This window comes from Azospirillum sp. CT11-132, assembly GCF_047302835.1.
In the GTDB taxonomy this organism is placed as follows: domain Bacteria; phylum Pseudomonadota; class Alphaproteobacteria; order Azospirillales; family Azospirillaceae; genus Azospirillum.
This window is the reverse complement of sequence record NZ_JBGLZA010000008.1, coordinates 583,556-601,921: the sequence shown is the minus strand read 5'-3', so window position 1 is coordinate 601,921 and position 18,366 is coordinate 583,556. Positions and strand designations below refer to the sequence as shown.

Sequence of the window (18,366 nt, the reverse complement as noted above, 5' to 3'; positions counted from 1 at the left end):
TCGACCCTTGGGGAACGACGTTGCGGGAGGCGTGTGCGCTTACTTGATGTAGCCGGCCTTGGTCATCTCGCGGGTGGTCAGGGCCTGGGCGCTCTGCAGGGCCTGGTCGGCGGTCATCTGGCCGGCCAGCGCGGCGGAGAAGGCTTGGCCCACCGCTGTGCCGATGCCCTGGAATTCGGGGATGGCGACGAACTGCACGCCGGTGTAGGGGACTTCCTGCACCGTCGGGTGCTGCGGATCGGCGGCCTGGATCGACTTCAGCGTCAGGTCGGCGAAGGGAGCGGCCTTGCGGTATTCGGGGTTGGCATAGAGCGAGCTGCGGGTGCCGGGCGGCACGTTGGCCCAGCCCTCTTCCTTGGCGACGAGGTCGAGATACTCCTTGGAGGTCGCCCAGGAGATGAAGGCCTGCGCGGCGTCGCCCTTCTTGCTGCTGGCGGGAACCGCGAGGCTCCAGGCCCACAGCCAGTTGGACCGCTTGCCGAGACCGGTGTCGGGGGCCAGCGCATAGCCGACCTTGTCCGCAACCTTGCTCTGCGCCGGGTTCGAGACGAAGGAGGCGGCGACGGTGGCGTCGATCCACATCGCGCATTTGCCGGTCTGGAACAGCGCCAGATTCTCGTTGAAGCCGTTGGAGGAGGCGCCCGGCGGGCCGGCGTCCTTCATCAGGCCGAGATATGTGGTCAGCGTCTGCTTCCACGGTTCGGTGTTGAACTGGGGCTTCCAGTTCATGTCGAACCAGCGGGCGCCGAAGGAGTTGGCCATGGCGCTGAGGAAGGCCATGTTCTCGCCCCAGCCGGCCTTGCCGCGCAGGCAGATGCCGTAGACCTCGTTCTGCTTGTCGGTCAGCTTGCGCGCGGCGTCGCCGATGAAGCTCCAGGTCGGCGCCTCCGGCATGGTCAGGCCGGCCTTCTCGAACAGGTCCTTGCGGTACATGACCATCGAGCTTTCGCCGTAGAAGGGCGCGGCGTAGAGCGTGCCGTCGGTGGTCAGGCCGCTGCGGATCGAGGGCAGCAGATCCTCGACGTCATAGTTGGCGCCGAGCTTGTCGAGCGGCTTCAGCCATTTCTGCTTGGTCCAGATCGGAACCTCGTAGGTGCCGATGGTCAGGACATCGTACTGGCCGCCCTTGGTGGCGATGTCGGTGGTGATGCGCTGGCGCAGCACGTTCTCTTCCAGCGTCACCCAGTTCAGCGTGATGTCGGGATGGGCCTTGGTGAAATGCTCCGACAGCTTCTGCATGCGGATCATGTCGCCGTTGTTCACCGTGGCGATCGACAGCGTTTCCGCCTGTGCCGAGCTGCCGAGAAACGCGGCGACCGCCGCGCCGATCAAGGATAGCGCACGCTTCATTCCAGTTTTCCTCCCCAATGTCCTGTCCGGCCGCGCCTTGGCTTTGCTCCGCCGGCCTCTGCGACTGGTCGCCCGACCTCCGCATGCGTCCACGGCATTCGGTTTGTAGGGCGCACGAACACTATGGCGCAGGAGGCGGAGGGGTGCAATAGATAAATCACATTGATTTTGATATTCGGGGGCGTATGGCACCGAGGCCTTGGTCGTGGGCTAGGTCTGTGGCAAGGAGTAAGCCGGTTTCGGTACTGCGCTTGCGTCTGTCCGGTGCGACTTGCTACGGTGATCAAGGGTCTGAACGGAGCCAGCGGCGCCATTTCGAAGGTTCAGGAGCGCCACTAAGTAAATCACTTTGATTTTGTTATGATCGGTTGTTATACGGATTGTTGGTGACATCCGAGGCAGGAGGCGGCGGGAGCATGCGGGGCGGCGATACCACCGGGCTGCGCGCCTACAACGAGCGGCTGGTCATGCATGCGCTGTTGCAGGCCGGCATGCTGTCCAAGGCGGAAATCGCGCGGGAAACCGGGCTGAGCGGGCAGGCGGCGTCGGTGATCGTCAACCGGCTGCTGGAAGACGGGCTGCTGGTCAAGCTGGACAAGGTGCGCGGGCAGGTCGGCCAGCCCTCCACCCCGATCGCGCCGAACCCGGAGGGGGCCTATTCGCTGGGGGTGAAGATCGGCCGGCGCAGCGTCGAGGCGATCCTGATCAACATGCTGGGCGAGGAGATGGGGGCGAGCCGGGTGCGCTACGACGCGCCGCTGCCGGAGCCGACGATCTCCACCGCCATCGCCCAGGCGGTCGGGCTGCTGGGGCATCTGTCGCCGGCGGCGCGGTCGCGGGTGGTCGGGCTGGGCGTCGCCATGCCGGACGAGATCCATGCGTGGTCGGCGGAACTGGGCTTGGCGCCGGGCGCGCTGGACGGCTGGCGCGATGCCGACATCGGCGGCGCCTTCGCGCGGGAAACCGGGTTGCCGGTGACGCGGTACAACGACGCGGCGGCGGCCTGCGCGGCGGAGATGATCGCCGGCCACGCCATCACCAGCCGCAGCGCGCTCTACATCTATCTCGGCACCTTCATCGGCGGTGGGGTGGTGATCGACGGGCGGCTTTACCGCGGCGAGCAGGGCAATGCCGGGGCCATCGGGTCGATGCCCACCGGATCGAACGGCCGGGGAGAAGCGCCGGGGCAACTGATTCACGCCGCGTCCATCTTCCTGCTGGAGCGTGAACTGGCGGCCGCCGGGATCGATCCGTCGGCGGCGCTGTCCGCCGCACTGGCCGACGGCAGCGGCGAGCGGGCGGACGCCATCTTCGACGCCTGGGCCGAAACCGCCTGTGCCGAGCTGTCGCGCGCCGTGGTGTCGGCGCTCAGCGTCATCGATTTTCAGGAGGTGGTGGTCGACGGCTTCCTGCCGCCGTCCTGGCGCGACCGCTTCACGCAACGGCTGGCGGCGGCGGTGGAGCGCTTCAACCGGTCGGGGCTGAAGGCGGCGCCGGTGCTGGCGGGCTCCATCGGCCCGATGGCCCGCGTGCTGGGGGCGGCGATGCTGCCGCTGAAAGCGCGGTTCTCGCCCGACACCGATTTGCTGGTGCGGTCGGGCATGGCGCGGGATCTGGTCTGACGGCTCAGATCACGATGCCGGCCAGGGCGGGGCTCTGGTCGAGGGCGTCGGTGAGGGTTTCCAGCATGCGGCGGCAATCGGCGCGGCTCACCGGGGCGCCGAGGCAGATGCGCAGAGCCTCCGGTGCCGGGCCGGCAGTCAGGAAGACGTCGCTGACGGCGGCGGCGATGCCGGCGCTGCGCAGATGGGCGGCGAACTCCCCGCGCGTCCAGGCCGGCGGCAGGCTCAGCCACAGGTGGAAGCCTTCCGCGTGGGCGGTGACCGATTCGGGGGGCAGCAGGTCGCGCGCCATGCGCTGGCGGGCCGTGGCCTCGGCGCGGATGGCGGTCAGCAGCGCGTCGGCGGTGCCGTCGGTGATCCATTGGGTGGCGACGGCGGCGGGGATCGGCGGCGTGCCGAGGATGGTGGCGCGCTGGGTGGCGGCCAGCCTTGACGCCTGACGGGCGTCGGGGGCGGCGACATAGGTGACGCGCAGGCCGGGGGCCACGCATTTGGCGAGACCGACGACGTGGAAGGTCACGTCGGGCGCCAGCGCGGCGATGGGTGGCGGGGCGTCCTGCGGCAGCACGCCGTAGATGTCGTCCTCGATGATCGGGATGTTGTGCGTGCGGGCGATGGCGGCGATGGCGGCGCGCCGCTCCGCCGGCAGGTTCGCCGTCGTCGGGTTGTGCAGGGTGGGGGTGCAATAGAGCGCCTTCGGGGCATGGGCCTCCACCGCGGCGCGCAGGGCGTCGGGGTCGAGCCCGTCGCCGTCCATCGCCACCCCGACCACCCGCAGCCCAAGCTGCCGCGCTATGGCCTTGAAGCCGGGATAGGTCAGCGCCTCCGTACAGACGGTGTCGCCGGGGCGGGTGAGCATGCAGAGCAGGGCCAGCAGCGCGCTCTGCGTGCCGGGACAGACGACGATCCGGCCGCTATCCTCAAGGTCGGGCAGGCGTCTGCCGAGCCAATGTGCGCCGGCGGCACGGTCGTCTTCCCCGGCACGGAAACCGGCGTCGGCCTCGGGATAGCGCAGCAGCGCTTGCGGATCGAGGTGCAGCATCGCCTGGGCCAGCCCCTGCCGCACGCGGTCCAGCAGCTCCGGCGAGTCGGGCAGCGGCGGCTGGTTCATGGTCATGTCGATGACCGCGGCCGGGGCGAAGGCCGGGCGCTGGGACGGGACAGGTGCGGCGCTTTCCGATGGTGCATTCGGTGCGCGGACGAAGGTGCCCTGGCCGACACGGGCGTCGAGCAGGCCGCGGCGGCGGGCCTCGGTGTAGGCGCGGCTGACGGTGGTCAGATCGACCCCCAACCGGTCGGCCAGCACCCGCTGTGGCGGCAGCCGCTGTCCCGCCGCGAGACGCCCGCCGGCGATGTCGCCGGCAAGGGCGTCAGCGATGGCGAGATAGACCGGCCGCGCGCGGTTGGTCAGGTCGGGCTGCCAGATGCCGGTGTCCGCCGCTTCGGCTTGCCCTGCGTTATCGGATTGCATGGATTTCCTGGCCGTTCCCTTGCCTGCATGCTGCGGCAGTGTCGATAGCATATGCGCGTTTCAGTGCGGGTGCCGCAAGCAATCACACATCGACGATAAATGCCCTCTCCCGTCCCGGGAGAGGGAGGGACCCGCCGAAGGCGGGAGGGTGAGGGGTAGGGCAAGGATCCAGAAGCGCATAGCTCCTTGAATCACCCCTCACCCTTCCCATGCTCCGCATGGGCCCCGAAGTCGCTCGCAAGTCTCGCGACTGCATTGCACCTACGACTGCGTTGCAGTCGTCCGGCCTGCGGCCGTCGGCTCCATGCCCTCTCCCGGGGCGGGAGAGGGAAAGCTCCTGCGGGCGATTCGGTCACGGCGCCAGGAAGACGCTGTCGTGCCGGACGGGCTGGCCGTCGCCGGTTTCGGGAGTCAGAGTGACGGTCACGGGGGTGGAGGAGCCGGTCAAGGCCGAATGGGGCACGCGGACCTGGATGCGGTAGGTCTCCACCGCGTTGGCGCGGGCGGACAGCGACAGCGCGCCGGCCTCGGTGCCGTCGCCGGACAAGCTGAGGCTCGCCTGCGGCAGGCCGGCGAGGGTGAGGCGGTAGTGGCGCTCCACCAGCGACATGTTGGCGATCTTGATGGTGTAGGCGTTCTGGATGCGGCCGTCGTTGAGCGTCACGAACAGCGGCGCCCGGTCGCGCAGAACGGAGATGTCGTTGCTGGACCTCAACGCCAGCGCGATCGCCATCGCCCCGCCGACCACGACCAGCATCAGGCCATAGACGATGGTGCGTGGCCGGATCAGGCGGTAGCGGGGCGGCGGAACGGCGGTGGCCTTCGCCGCCTGGGACGTCAGCGTGTCGAAACGGATCAGGTCGCCGGGCCGGCCGATGCGTGCCATCACGTCGTTGCAGGCGTCGACGCACAGGCCGCAGCCGATGCATTCCATCTGGATGCCGTCGCGGATGTCGATCCCGGTCGGGCAGACGTGGACGCATTGCCCGCAGTCGATGCAGTCGCCAAAACCCTGGTGGGTGCGGGTGTCCCAGCCCTCGCTCTTGCGCAGCGGCGCGCGTCCTTCGCCGCGCCAGTCCTGATAGGTGACGACCAGGCTGTCCTCGTCCAGCATGGCGGCCTGGATGCGCGGCCAGGGGCAGACGTAGAAGCACATCTGTTCGCGCATGAAGCCGGCCATCGCATAGGTGCAGGCGGCGATGAACAGGACGGAGCCGGCGGCGAGCGCCGAGGCGTCGAAGCGCAGCAAATCGACCGCCAGCGTCGGCGCGTCGGTCAGATAGGCGATGCCGAGGAAGCCGGTGACCAGCGAGACCGCCAGCCACGCCGCATGCTTGACCGTCTTTTTCGCCAGCCAGCCGGTGGTCCAGGGGTGTCGGTCGAGGCGGATGCGGTCACCGCGGTCGCCCTCAACCCGCCGCTCCACCCAGACGAACAGGTCGGTCCACACCGTCTGCGGACAGGTGAAGCCGCACCAGACCCGGCCGCCGAGCGCGGTCGCCAGGAACAGGCCGATGGCGGCCAGAATCATCACGCCGGTGATGTAGTAGACATGCTGCGGCCACAGCTGCAGGGCGAAGATGTAGAAGCGCTGGCTGCCCAGGTCGAACAGGACCGCCTGATCCGGCAGGCCCGGCCCGCGCTCCCAGCGCAGCCAGGGGATGACGGCGAACAGCGCCAGCAGGACCACGCCCAACAGCGTCTTCACGCGCCGGTATCGCCCGCGCACCGCCTTGGGATGGATCTTGCGGTGGGAGGCATAGGCCGGACCTGGGGCCGGGGCCTGCTCCGGGGGGACGGTCGCATGGTCCGGGCGGCGGGTGATGATGGGCGCATCGCTGGGCATGGATCACCTGGCACGAAGAAGCCGTCCGGCCGCCTGCCCGTGCCTGTCAGGCGCATGGAGCGGCGGCCCTCCGGCGATGCGGCTTGTATGGATCAATCGTACGGATTGCTCAAGAGCATTGTACGGAAATTTGTGCTGGGAAATCCGTCGTGCGTCGGTTTGACGCATCATACCCATGGCTTTGATAGCCTGACTTCTCCATACAATCGACTGGTTCGGTGTTGATCTCATGGACTGTATGGATTTGGTGCGTGGTCAGCCGCCATTGCCGCGCCGGATTTGCGGCGCACTTTGTCTGCGACTGGAGACGACCACGCGACAGGACAGATGAGCGGAAAATCGAAGGACAGGTTGGGCAGGGCGACGGACAACCCTTGCATCGGCCTCTGCCGGTTCGGTGGCGACGGTGCCTGCCTGGGCTGCCACCGCACCAAGGCGGAGGTGAAGGGGTGGAAGCGGCTGAGCGACGCGGCCAAGGCGGCGATCAACGACAGGATCGCCCAAGGGGGCCGGCAAGCAGTTCAGGCCGACCCCGCCGAAGGAAAGGCGCCGCGCAAGCGCCTGCGCAAGCTCGACCGGAAGATCGGCAAGCTGGAATCGAAGCTCGCCGCCTTGCGGGCCGAGCGCGACCGCGTGGCGGGTGCCGGCCGGGCCGGATAGGCGCCGCCGGTGGGGCCGCGTCAGGTTTCTGAAAGGAAGGTCCGGATCGCTTCGACCACCTCGTCCTCGCATTCGCGGTGGGGAACGTGGCCGGTGTCGGGCAGGAGGCGGACGGTTCCGCGTCCGGCGGCGATGCGGGCCGGGTGCTCGGCCGACCCGTATTCGTCGCGGTCGCCATGCAGGGCCAGCACCGGGCAGCGGACCTGCGACAGCGGCGTGTCCAGGGTCCAGTCGGCGAAGGCGGGGGACAGCCAGCTTTCAGTCCAGGCATCGACCGCCCAGCGTGCCTTGTCGCCCTGATATCTCGCCAGCCGGGCGAGCTGCGCCGGATCCTGGAAGCCCTGTTTCGCCACGCGGATGCCGTCGAGCGTCCGTTCCTCGACGAAGGCCTGCGCGGCGATGGTCACCAGCGCCCGGCAGCGGGTGGGGAAGCGGGCCGCGGTCTCCACAGCCATGCCGCCGCCGACGCTGTGGCCGCAGGCGACGAAATCGCCGATGCCGAGATGGTCGAGCAGGAGAGGGATGGTATCCCGCGCCTCCGCCGCGACGAAATCGCGGGGGAGGGCGCCGGGGTGGGGATCGGAGCGCCCGAATCCCAGCCGGTCATAGGCGACGACCCGCCGCGCCGTCGCGGCGGCAAGGCGGGCGGGAAAGCTGCGCCACAGATCGACGCAGCCGAGCGAATCGTGGAGCAACAGGATGGGCGGGAGCGTGCCGGCGGTCTCCGTGTCCGGGGTCCAATCCTTCACATAGAGGCGGCCGGCGGGAGTGGGGATGAGGCGGTCCTGGTCGCTGACGGCGGTGGTCATGTCGTCCGGTGGCTGGTGCAGTCGAGGTCGGACGGCAGGATAGCATGAATTGCCGCGCCTTAAGCCCGTGCGCGCAGATAGGGGGTCATGCGCCATTCGGCGTGGCGGATCAGGCGGGTGGCGATGAAGTTGATCAGCAAATAGAGGATGCCGGCGACGATGAAGATCTCGAAGACCGCGAAGGTCTGGGCGATCATGCGGCGGGCGACGCCGGTGATCTCCATCATCGTGATGGTGCTGGCGAGCGAACTGGCCTTGACCATCAAAATCACCTCGTTGCCATAGGCCGGCAGCATCTGGCGGATCGCCACCGGCAGGACGATGCGGCGGAACACCCGCAGCCGCGACATGCCGCAGGCCCGTGCCGCCTCCACCTGTCCCTGCGGCACGGTTTCGATGGCACCGCGCAGGATCTCGGACGTGTAGGCGCCGGTGTTGAGCGCCAGCGCCAGGATGGCGCACCACATCGGCTGGCTGAGGAGCGGCCACAGGACGCTGTCGCGCACGACATCGATCTGGCTGAGGCCGTAGTAGATCAGGAAGATCTGCACCAGCAGCGGCGTGCCGCGAAAGACGAAGGTGTAGGCGGAGGTCAGCGCCACCGCGATGCGGTTGCCGGACAGGCGCAGAAGCGCGGTGGCGAAGGCCAGCACCGCGCCGAAGGCGAGCGCCAGCGCCACCAGCTCCAGGGTCAGGGGCAGGGCCGCGAGCATGCGCGGCAGGCTGTCCCACATCAGAGTCCAGTTCATCGTCAGGCCCTCCGCACGCCGCGGCTGGCGTAGCGCTCGGCCTGCTGGAACGCCGTCGTCGAGACGGTGGTGAGCGCGAGGTACAGCAGGGCGGCGACGCTGTAGAACAGGAAGGATTGCCGGGTGGAACCGGCGGCGATGTGCGCGACGCGCATGATCTCGGCCAGCGCGGTCACTGAGATGAGCGCGGTGTCCTTCAGCGTCAGCTGCCAGACATTGCCCAGGCCGGGCAGGGCGAAGCGCAGGGTCTGCGGCACCAGAACCCGGCGCAGGATGCGCCAGCGCCCCATGCCGCAGGCGCGCGCCGCCTCGATCTGGCCGTAGGGCACCGCTTTGACGGCGCCGCGGATCACCTCGGTCGAATAGGCGCCGGAGATCAGGCCGACGGCGGCGACACCGATGGAGAAGGCGTTCAGTTCGACATAGCCGCTGTAGCCGAAGATGCCGGCCACCGCCATGATCATGCCGGACCCGCCGAAGAACAGCAGGTAGATCACCAGCAGTTCCGGCACGCCGCGCACGGCGGTGGTGTAAAGCTCCGCCAGGCCCTTCAGCAGGATGCTGTCGCTGAGCTTGGCGGCGGCGCCGGCGGCCCCGAAGGCGAGGCCGAGCAGGAAGGAGGACAGCGCCACCGCGACGGTCATCGCCGTCCCGGACAGCAGCTGTGGCCCCCAGCCGTGCAGGCCCTGGGTTATGAAGTCCAGCATCGGCGTTCCCTCTGTCGATTGTTCTGAAGGACGCGGGTGCGCGTCAGGCGGCGAGATGGCGGGACAGGAACTGCCGCACGCGGTCGGAGTCGGGGTTGGTCAGCACGGTGTCGGGCGCCCCTTCCTCCTCGATGCGGCCCTGGTGGAGGAAGACGACCTTGGAGGAGACCTCGCGGGCGAAGTCCATCTCGTGCGTCACCAGGATCATGGTGCGGCCTTCGTCGGCCAGCTGGCGGATGACGCGCAGCACCTCGCCGACCAGTTCGGGGTCGAGGGCGGAGGTCGGCTCGTCGAACAGCATCACCTTCGGCTGCATGGCGAGCGCGCGGGCGATGGCGGCACGCTGCTGCTGCCCACCGGAGAGCTGGACCGGGTAGCAATCGGCCTTGCCCAGGATGCCGACCTTATCGAGCAGGCTTCTCGCGAGGTCGATGGCCTCGCCCTTCGGCACGCCAAGGACATGCACCGGCGCCTCGATGACGTTTTCCAGGATGGTCATGTGGGTCCAGAGATTGAAGTTCTGGAACACCATGCCCAGGCTGGTGCGGATGCGGTCGACCTGCCGCGAATCGGCCGGCATGGTCCGCCCGCGCGCCGTCTTCATGGCGATGGTCTCGCCGCAGATGGTGACGCGGCCCTCGTCGGGGACCTCCAGCATGTTGATGCAGCGGAGAAGTGTGCTCTTGCCCGAGCCCGACGAGCCGATCAGCGTGATGACGTCGCCTTCGCGGGCGGTCAGCGACACGCCTTTCAGCACCTCCAGCGATCCGAACCGTTTGTGGATGCCGTCCGCCTGCACGGCGATGGTGGCGGCAGGGTTGGTGGGAGGGTGGCGGTGGGCCGGCCCGTCCTGGCCGACGCTGGCGATACGATCGATGGCGATGCGATGCTGGTCCATGCGGCGTCCCGTTTTCGTTGGGGACACGGAGCATCCGTGAAGCAGATGGCGGCCGAAAGATGAAAAAGTGACGGAAGACTCGGGTAAACTTGCCAGATTGGAAGCTTGGTCTGCGCGGATTGGCAGGTCGGGAGCGGTCTACAGCCGGGCGCGGGTGCTGCGCGGGGTGTTCAAGAGAAGGTTCGTCTCGCTGGTGGTGATGCCGGGAATGAGGCGGATGCGGCGCAGCACCCCGTCGAATTCCGGCAGGCTGGCGGCCGACAGTTCGACGATCAGATCCCAACGCCCGTTGGTGCTGTGGATCTCCATGATCTCGGGGAATCCGCTGAGCGTCCGCACCACACGGTCGGTCGCCTGCCCTTCCACCTCGATCAGCATGATGCCGCGCACCGGCGCCTCCACCGTGTCGGCGCGCAGGATCACGGTGTAGCCGGTGATGATGCCGGAGCTTTCCAGCCGCTCCATCCGCGAGCGCACCGTCGCCCGCGACACGCCGAGTTCGATGGCGAGGTCGGAAATGCTGCGGCGGCCGTCATGGCGCAGCAGGGTGATGAGCTTCTCGTCGAGTTGGTCGAGCGTCATTTTCGCGGCCCTTCGACATTCTGGAAAGCTTGGCTGTTCAGTTTGGTAGGCCCGATGGAGAGTTTTGTCAAATTGTCCTGTCCGTTCCGCCGGAATCCTGTGGTTTGCTGGTGAGAGGAACAGGCAAGAGACCAAACAATGTCCTACCAGAAGACAAAGACGAAGCAGTGCCGGCTGGTCGGCGTGCCGGTGCAGGATGGGGCGGGCCGGCTGGGCTGCGAAATGGGACCCAGCGCCTACCGCACCGCCGGCATCGCGCGGGCTCTGTCGGACCTCGGCCACAGCGTGATCGATCTCGGCAACGTGGCGCCGGTGCCGCAGCGGCCGATGGTGCATGGCAACGCCGCGCTGAAATTCCTGCCGGAGGTGGCGGGCTGGACCGCCGCGCTGTCGCAGATCGCTTATGAGGCGAGCGCCGGGCAGGACGCCATGCCGATCTTCATGGGCGGCGACCACAGCCTTGCCGCCGGCACCCTGACCGGGCTGGCGCAGCGCGCCGCCGAGATGCGGCGCCCGCTGTTCGTGCTGTGGCTGGACGCCCATCCGGATTTCCATACGCTGGAGACGACGGAGAGCGGCAATCTGCATGGCGTGCCGATGGCCTACGCCACCGGGCGGAGCGGTTTCGACGGCTATTTCCCGCCGCCGCCGGCCCGGCTCGACCCCCACAATGTCTGCATGATGGGCATCCGCAGCGTCGATCCGGCCGAACGGCGGGCGCTGGAGACCTCCGGCATCACCGTCCATGACATGCGCAAGATCGACGAGCACGGCATCGTCGCCCTGCTGCGGCCGTTCCTGAAGAGGGTGGTGGAGGCGGACGGGCTATTGCATGTCAGCCTGGACGTCGATTTCCTCGATCCCGGCATCGCGCCCGGCGTCGGCACCACGGTTCCCGGCGGCGCCACTTTCCGCGAGGCGCATCTGGTCATGGAGATGCTGCACGACACCGGTCTGGTCAGCAGCGTCGATCTGGTGGAGCTGAACCCCTTCCTGGACGAGCGCGGCCGGACCGCGACCCTGATGGTGGAACTGCTGGCGAGCCTGATGGGGCGCCGCGTTCTCGATTACCCCACCCGCAGTTTCTGAACGAACGGAGCGTCCGACAATGATTCCGAACCTGAACCTCGTTCCCTTCGTCAGCGTCGATCACATGATGAAGCTGGTGCTGCACATCGGCGTGGAGCGCTTCCTGACCGAGTTGTCGGCCTATGTGGAGGAGGATTTCCGCCGCTGGGAGAGCTTCGACAAGACGCCGCGGGTGGCCTCGCACAGCGCGGAAGGCGTGATCGAGTTGATGCCGACCAGCGACGGCCGCACCTATGGCTTCAAATACGTCAACGGCCATCCCAAGAACACGCGGGAAGGGCGGCAGACCGTCACCGCCTTCGGCGTGCTGGCCGATGTCGGCAACGGCTATCCGGTGCTGATGACGGAGATGACCATCCTGACGGCGCTGCGCACCGCCGCCACCTCCGCCGTTGCGGCCAAGCATCTGGCGCCGAAGGATGCGGCCTGCATGGCGATCATCGGCAACGGGGCGCAGGCGGAATTCCAGGCGCTGGCCTTCAAGGCGCTGCTGGGGATAGGCAAGCTGCGGCTCTACGACATCGACCCGGCGGCGACGCAGAAATGCGTGCGCAACCTGCGTGACCAGGGCTTCGAGATCACCGCCTGCAAGTCGACCGAGGAGGCGGTGGAGGGCGCGCAGATCATCACCACCGTCACGGCCGACAAGCAGTATGCCACCATCCTGACCGACAACATGGTCGGGGCGGGGGTGCACATCAACGCCGTCGGCGGCGATTGCCCCGGCAAGACGGAACTGCACCGCGACATTCTGCTGCGGTCGGACATCTTCGTCGAATACCCGCCGCAGACGCGGATCGAGGGCGAGATCCAGCAGTTGGCGCACGACCATCCGGTGACGGAACTGTGGACGGTGATGACCGGCCAGGCCGTCGGCCGGCGCGACGCGCGGCAGATCACGCTGTTCGATTCGGTGGGATTCGCGACAGAGGACTTTTCCGCCCTGCGCTATGTCCGCGACAAGGTGGCGGGGACCGGGCTCTACGAGAATCTGGACATGCTGGCCGATCCGGACGAGCCGCGCGACCTGTTCGGCATGATCCTGCGCGCGGCAAAACCGGCGCCGGTGGGCGAGGCGGCGTAGGGAGGCCATCTCCCGCCGGAATCCTCCCTCTCCCCCCCGGGGAGAGGGTCGGGGTGAGGGGGATGCGTAGGGTGGATTCGGTCGAGGCGGAGGGTGCGCGATGCTTGATGTTCCTCGCCGCGCGACCCCCTCACCCTAACCCTCTCCCCGGGGGGGAGAGGGGATCCTGGCGGGGTGAAGTGGAGTTACCCCACACCTTCCTCCGCCAGCGCCTGCTCGGCGCTGAGTTCCTCAAGGTCCAGTTCCGCTTCCAGGCGGTGGAGCACCGTGTCGTGGATGCGGCCGCCGCGGTGCAGGCCCAGGATCTCGGTGCGGGCGGCGCGGTTGGCGGCCAGGACGGCGGCGAAATGCTCGCGCCGGTCCTCCGTCAGCATGCCTTCGCTCTCGTGGAAGCGCTCGGCCATGGTGGCGCGGTGGCCGTATTGTTCGAGCAGGCGGGGGTGACGCTGGCGGCCGTCCGGCGTGCCGGAGCGCTTGCGCACCGCCTCCAGCGCGGCGCGGGCCATGCGGATGCGGGTTTCCGATTCCGACAGAGTCGGGCGCCGCTCCAGGGTGAAGCCGCCCAACCGCATCTTGCGGATCAGCGGGGCGAGCGTCGTCGCCTGTCCCAGGATCGACAGCAGGATCACCGCCCAGGTGGTCGCCAGGATGATGTCGCGGCCGGGGAACTCCACGGGAACCGACAGGGCGACGGCAAGGCTGACCACGCCGCGGATCGCTGCCCAGCCCATGATCACCGGCACCGCCACCGACGGGTAGGGATCGCGGCGGCGTAAGCTTGGGAACAGGAAGCGCGGCAGGTAGGTCGAGGGGAAGAGCCAGGCGAAGCGCGACAGGACCATCGCCAGGGTGACGGCGACGATCATCGGCAGCAGATCGGTCAGGCCGGTCCCGGCTTCCGCCAGCCGGCCCAGCACGCCGCGCAGCGACAGGCCGATGATGATGAAGACCATCGATTCCATCAGGAACACCGCCACCGTCCACACCGCGTTGGCGTGGGTGCGGAGTTGGGCGGTGAACACATCGTGCTGGCGCCGGCCCATCACCAGCCCGCAGCCGACGGTGGCGAGCACGCCCGACACATGCAGCGCCTCGCCGCCCAGATAGCTGCCCCAGGCGGCGAGAAAGCCACCGACGATGCTGAGCGGCACGTCGCGCAGACGACCCAGCAGCAGCGCGGCGATATGGCCGAAGACCACGCCGGCCGCCACGCCGCCGATCGCCAGCCACAGGAACTCCAGCGAGGCGTCGGCGGCGTCGAAGGTGCCGGTCATCCCGGCGGCGATGGCGATGCGGAACAGCACCAGCCCGGTGGCGTCGTTCACCAGGCTCTCACCCTCCAGCAAAGTGACGATGCGCGGCGGCAGCGGCAGGCCCTTCAGAACCGCCTTGGCCGCCACCGCGTCGGGCGGCGACAGGATGGCCCCGAGCGTGAAGCAGGCGGCCCAGGGCAGCGACGGCATCACCAGATGGGCGGCCACCCCGATCGCCAGCGTGGTGAAGGCGACGGCGCCGACCGCCAGTTGAAGGATGATGCGCAGGTTGGCGCGGAAGTCGCTCCACACCGTGAAATAGGCGCTGGCGAACAGCAGCGGCGGCAGGAACAGCAGCAGGGTCAGGTCGGGATCGGGCGTGATCTCCGGCAGTCCGGGGACCAGGGCGAGCGCGATGCCGCCCAGCACCAGAACGGCCGACGGCGGCATCCGCAGACGCTTGGCCGCCAGTTCCAGCACGATGATCGCCGCCATCAGGCCAAGGACAAGTTCGAACTGACCGGATGGCGACATGCTGGGGGTCCGCTGTTCTGCTTCGGAAGAGTCGAGGGGATCAGGCGGCGGCCGGGGTGGCGGCGGCGGGATGCAGGGCGCAGGCGGCGGTGCCGGCCAGACCCAGCGCGCCGGCCAGCAGCAGCGGCGCGGCAAGGCCGCTGTGCGTCACCAGCGCGGCGCCGATGGCGGCACCGATGAAGATGGCGACGACACTGCCGATGCGGCGGATCCAGTTGGTGTCGGCTCCGCCGGCCAGCCGGGAATCGGCCGCCAGACCGGTCAGCGTCAGGGTCAGCACCGTGGTGGTCAGGTCCGGCACCTTCAGCTGCCGGATGGTCGCGTTGCGGAAGCCCATCGCCAGCGCGGTCAGCAGGATGATGCCGTAGAAGCCGGCCGAGTGGCTGGCGGCTTCTCCACCCTGGCGCAGCCATGCCACCAGGGCCGCCAGCCACAGCAGCCCGGCCTCGATGGCGGCGGCGCTCAGCAGCCAGCGACGCAGCGGAAGGCCGGCATGGGCCTTGCCGGTGCGGCCGGCGACCAGCGCGCCGATCAGGAAGGCGCAGATCGCCGTCAGATAGGGGGCGACGTCGAAACCCGGCGTGCCGGCGGCGGCGAAGCCGAGGAAGACGATGTTGCCGGTCATGTTGGCGGTGAACACCTTGTCGAGGCCGAGCACGCTGGTGGCGTCGACCAGACCGGTCGTCACCGACAGCAGCATCAGCAGCCAGGGCAGCGGCGCCGCGACGGGGGGAGAGGACGGGGCCATGGCGTTCCCCTTTTTCAGGCGTTCGGGCCGAGCCGGCGGCGCATCCGCGAGATGATCGCCGCCAGGACGAAGCCGCCGACGAGCCCGACATGCTCGAAGAAGGCGTTGGTGGCCATGAAGCGCTCTTGTCCCGCCATCGTCCAGAAATCATTGGCGATCAGGGCGGCCAGAACGGTGAAGACGCCGAGCGCGCCGGCACCGAGCCAGAGCGCGCGGTCCAGCAGGATCAGCAGCGGGCCGACCAACTCGACCAGAATGGTCAGGGCCGCCCACAGGGCCGGCGGGGTGAGGCCGAAATGCGCCTGTTCGGCGACGGCGCCCGGCCAGTCGGTCAGCTTCACCAGACCACCGAGGAGGTAGGCACCCACCAGCGCCAACCGGGCGAGCAGCCATGTGCCGTCCCAGTCGAGGATGCGGTCGACGATGCGCTCTGCCGGGCGTTCGAAGGAGCGGAGGGTCATGGCGGGGGTGTTCCGGGTTGGGGAATCGCGGGATTCTCCCTCTCCCCCCGGGGAGAGGGTCGGGGTGAGGGGGATGCGCAGGGTGGATTCTCGGTAAAGGGCCGCCGCGCGACCCCCTCACCCTAACCCTCTCCCCGGGGGGGAGAGGGGATCCGCTTTAGGGGAGAGAGGTCAAACCGCCCAGCAGCCACAGCCCAGCGCGCCCCAGAAGGATTGCACGTCGGCGGCCGGAACGTCGGTGGCATAGGCGGCAGCGTGGTTGTGGCCGTGGACGCCGCAGCCGGTGGCGCAGCCGCAGGCCGAGGCGAGCGCCTTGCGCTGGTCGCCCGAACCGGCATCGGCCGACTTGTAATAGCCGCCGAAGGTCCGCACCGGCGACCAGTCCGGCATCGGCTTGGGCAGTTGCGGCGCCAGCGGGCCGAAATCGCCCTTGCCATGCACGACGGCGCCGCCGAGGATGGTCAGCACCGAGTTCAGATGGGCGATGCGGTCCTCCGATACCGAGAAGAAGTCGTCGGACAGCACGGCGAGGTCGGCGAGCTGGCCGGCCTTGATCTGACCCTTCTTGCCCTGCTCGTTGGAGAACCAGGTGTTGGCCTCCGTCCACAGGCGCAGAGCGGTTTCGCGGTCCATCAGGTTGGCCTGGGGATAGAGGCCGAGCCCGCCCACCGTCTTGCCGGTCACCAGCCAGGACAGCGAGACCCACGGGTTGTAGCTGGCGACGCGGGTGGCGTCCGTGCCGGCGCCGACCGGCAGGCCGGCCGCCATCATCTTGGCGATCGGCGGGGTGCGTTCGGCCGCCTTGGTGCCGTAGCGCTCGACGAAATATTCGCCCTGGTAGGCCATGCGGTGCTGGACGGCGATGCCGCCGCCGAGCGCGGCGATGCGGTCGATGTTGCGGTCGCTGATCGTCTCGGCATGGTCGAAGAACCAGTGCAGCCCGTCGAAGGGGATGTCGCGGTTGACCTTCTCGAACACGTCAAGCGCGCGGCTGATGGTCTGGTCGTAGGTGGCGTGCAGGCGCCAGGGCCAGCGGTTCTCGGCCAGCAGGCGGATCACCGGCTCCAGATCGCCTTCCATGTTGGGCGGCATGTCGGGGCGGGCGACGCGGAAATCCTCGAAGTCGGCGGCGGAATAGACCAGCATCTCGCCGGCGCCGTTGTGGCGGTAGCTGTCGTCGCCGTCGCCGGGCTTGACCTTCGACGCCCAGCCGGCGAAATCGGCCAGCTCCTCCTTCGGCTTCTGGGTGAACAGGTTGTAGCTGATGCGCAGAGTCAGCTCGCCGTCGGCATGCAGCTTTTCGATGATGGCGTAATCGTCGGGATAGTTCTGGTAACCGCCGCCGGCGTCGATCACCCCGGTCACGCCCAGCCGGTTCATCTCGCGCATGAAATGGCGGGTGGAGTTCAGCTGGTACTCGGGTGGCAGCTTCGGACCCTTGGCCAGCGTCGAATAGAGGATCGTCGCGTTGGGCTGGGCCAGCAGCAGGCCGGTCGGATTGCCGGCGGCGTCGCGCACGATCTCGCCGCCCGGCGGATTCTGGGTGTCCTTGGTATAGCCTACCGCGCGCAGGGCCGCGGCGTTCAGCAGGGCGCGGTCGTAGAGGTGTAGGATGAAGACCGGCGTGTCGGGCGCGGCGGCGTTCAGTTCGTCGATGGTCGGCAGGCGCTTTTCCGCGAACTGGTGTTCGGTGAAGCCGCCGACGACGCGGACCCATTGCGGCGCCGGGGTGACCGCCGCCTGCTGCTTCAGCATCGCCATGGCGTCGGCGAGGCTCGGCACGCCGTCCCAGCGCAGCTCCATGTTGTAGTTCAGGCCGCCGCGGATGATGTGCATGTGGCTGTCGATCAGCCCGGGGATCACACGCCGGCCCTTGGCGTCGATCACCGTCGCCTGGGGCGCCGCGGCGCGCACCTCGGCCTCCGTGCCGACGGCGAGAAAGCGGCCGTCGCGGATGGCGATGGCGCTGGCCTGCGGGTTGGCGCGGTCGAGCGTGGTGACCTTGGCGTTGACGAGGATCAGGTCACCAGTGGGTGCGGTGTTCGGCATGGCGGCATTCCCGGGTCTGGACGCGAGGGTGGACAGCAGCGGCGCGGCGAGCAGCGAGGCGGCGGCGCTGCCCGCCATCGCCTTGCGGCGGCTGATGGCGGGAGGGGCGGGCGGCATCATGCCTTCTTTCCCTTGCCGGCCTCGTCGGCCTGAACCAGATCGGCCGGCGGCTTGTCGGCTCCGGCCTGCGGACCCAGCACATGGCGGGCGCAGTCGGTCTGGATGAAGGCGACGACCGGTTCGCCGGCGATCATGCGCTTGACCACCGGCACCACCTGCTCGCCGACCAGCATGCCGAGCAGTCCGATCAGCGCGATGGTCGGCGGTGCCGGCGAGCGGACGCCGATCAGTGCATAGATGACGCCGACCAGGATACCGGCGCCGGCCGAAAGGAGATAGGGCATCATGGGTCCGGTCTCCCGGTCTGTAGATTGGGGCCGGTGCCCGGCCGGAA

General features: G+C 68.6%; 17 protein-coding genes. 4 read left to right on the top strand and 13 right to left on the bottom strand.

The annotated features are described in order from the left end of the window. Window positions 1–39 precede the first annotated feature (39 nt). Window positions 40–1,350, bottom strand: a complete 1,311-nt coding sequence (locus ACCD06_RS31350) for an ABC transporter substrate-binding protein (protein ID WP_413346115.1) — start codon at window positions 1,348–1,350, stop codon at window positions 40–42. A 416-nt stretch (window positions 1,351–1,766) separates the two neighbouring features. On the opposite strand from ACCD06_RS31350, the gene ACCD06_RS31345 reads away from it, so the two are divergent. Beyond that, complete coding sequence (locus ACCD06_RS31345; RefSeq protein ID WP_413346113.1) at window positions 1,767–2,972, top strand: ROK family transcriptional regulator; 1,206 nt, start codon at window positions 1,767–1,769, stop codon at window positions 2,970–2,972. A 4-nt stretch (window positions 2,973–2,976) separates the two neighbouring features. On the opposite strand, the gene ACCD06_RS31340 is transcribed toward ACCD06_RS31345, so the two are convergent. Together ACCD06_RS31340 and ccoG are read right to left on the bottom strand one after the other, a co-directional pair. Beyond that, complete coding sequence (locus ACCD06_RS31340; RefSeq protein ID WP_413346111.1) at window positions 2,977–4,443, bottom strand: PLP-dependent aminotransferase family protein; 1,467 nt, start codon at window positions 4,441–4,443, stop codon at window positions 2,977–2,979. A 352-nt stretch (window positions 4,444–4,795) separates the two neighbouring features. Beyond that, window positions 4,796–6,289, bottom strand: a complete 1,494-nt coding sequence (gene ccoG / locus ACCD06_RS31335; RefSeq protein ID WP_413346109.1) for a cytochrome c oxidase accessory protein CcoG — start codon at window positions 6,287–6,289, stop codon at window positions 4,796–4,798. Between the two features lie 327 nt (window positions 6,290–6,616). Between ccoG and ACCD06_RS31330 the strand changes: the two genes are divergently transcribed. Then, window positions 6,617–6,949 (top strand): DUF1289 domain-containing protein, encoded by a 333-nt coding sequence (locus ACCD06_RS31330; RefSeq protein ID WP_413346107.1) that lies wholly within the window; start codon window positions 6,617–6,619, stop codon window positions 6,947–6,949. 20 nt (window positions 6,950–6,969) lie between these two features. Here ACCD06_RS31330 and ACCD06_RS31325 read toward each other — a convergent pair whose 3' ends face one another. From ACCD06_RS31325 to ACCD06_RS31305, 5 genes are all read right to left on the bottom strand, one after another. Beyond that, window positions 6,970–7,758: an alpha/beta fold hydrolase gene (locus ACCD06_RS31325; RefSeq protein WP_413346105.1), complete on the bottom strand. Its 789-nt coding sequence runs from the start codon at window positions 7,756–7,758 to the stop codon at window positions 6,970–6,972. 59 nt (window positions 7,759–7,817) lie between these two features. Beyond that, complete coding sequence (locus tag ACCD06_RS31320; protein ID WP_413346103.1) at window positions 7,818–8,507, bottom strand: ABC transporter permease; 690 nt, start codon at window positions 8,505–8,507, stop codon at window positions 7,818–7,820. Between the two features lie 2 nt (window positions 8,508–8,509). After that, window positions 8,510–9,214, bottom strand: a complete 705-nt coding sequence (locus ACCD06_RS31315) for an ABC transporter permease (protein ID WP_413346101.1) — start codon at window positions 9,212–9,214, stop codon at window positions 8,510–8,512. Between the two features lie 43 nt (window positions 9,215–9,257). Next, window positions 9,258–10,112 carry an ABC transporter ATP-binding protein gene (locus ACCD06_RS31310; RefSeq protein WP_136701794.1) on the bottom strand — a complete coding sequence of 285 codons (855 nt, stop codon included), beginning with the start codon at window positions 10,110–10,112 and terminating at the stop codon, window positions 9,258–9,260. Window positions 10,113–10,250: 138 nt separating this feature from the next. Beyond that, window positions 10,251–10,694 carry an Lrp/AsnC family transcriptional regulator gene (locus tag ACCD06_RS31305; protein ID WP_109075869.1) on the bottom strand — a complete coding sequence of 148 codons (444 nt, stop codon included), beginning with the start codon at window positions 10,692–10,694 and terminating at the stop codon, window positions 10,251–10,253. 138 nt (window positions 10,695–10,832) lie between these two features. On the opposite strand from ACCD06_RS31305, the gene rocF reads away from it, so the two are divergent. After that, window positions 10,833–11,783 carry an arginase gene (gene rocF / locus ACCD06_RS31300; RefSeq protein ID WP_136701795.1) on the top strand — a complete coding sequence of 317 codons (951 nt, stop codon included), beginning with the start codon at window positions 10,833–10,835 and terminating at the stop codon, window positions 11,781–11,783. 19 nt (window positions 11,784–11,802) lie between these two features. After that, a complete protein-coding gene (locus ACCD06_RS31295) occupies window positions 11,803–12,867 on the top strand; it encodes an ornithine cyclodeaminase (protein WP_413346098.1) in 1,065 nt (354 codons plus the stop codon). Window positions 12,868–13,052: 185 nt separating this feature from the next. Here the strand turns inward: ACCD06_RS31295 and ACCD06_RS31290 are convergent, their stop codons facing one another. From ACCD06_RS31290 to ACCD06_RS31270, 5 genes are all read right to left on the bottom strand, one after another. Next, window positions 13,053–14,654, bottom strand: coding sequence for a Na+/H+ antiporter (locus tag ACCD06_RS31290; protein ID WP_413346096.1), 1,602 nt, complete (start codon window positions 14,652–14,654; stop codon window positions 13,053–13,055). A gap of 40 nt (window positions 14,655–14,694) precedes the next feature. Continuing rightward, entirely contained in the window at window positions 14,695–15,402 is a 708-nt protein-coding gene (locus ACCD06_RS31285) for a YoaK family protein (protein ID WP_413346094.1), read from the bottom strand. Window positions 15,403–15,416: 14 nt separating this feature from the next. Further along, on the bottom strand, window positions 15,417–15,863 hold the full coding sequence (locus tag ACCD06_RS31280; RefSeq protein ID WP_413346092.1) for a DoxX family protein: 447 nt from the start codon (window positions 15,861–15,863) through the stop codon (window positions 15,417–15,419). 171 nt (window positions 15,864–16,034) lie between these two features. After that, window positions 16,035–18,032 carry an amidohydrolase gene (locus ACCD06_RS31275; RefSeq protein WP_413346090.1) on the bottom strand — a complete coding sequence of 666 codons (1,998 nt, stop codon included), beginning with the start codon at window positions 18,030–18,032 and terminating at the stop codon, window positions 16,035–16,037. Next, complete coding sequence (locus ACCD06_RS31270; RefSeq protein WP_085082383.1) at window positions 18,029–18,319, bottom strand: XapX domain-containing protein; 291 nt, start codon at window positions 18,317–18,319, stop codon at window positions 18,029–18,031. Before ACCD06_RS31270 ends, ACCD06_RS31275 begins: the two co-directional genes overlap by 4 nt. Window positions 18,320–18,366 lie beyond the last annotated feature (47 nt).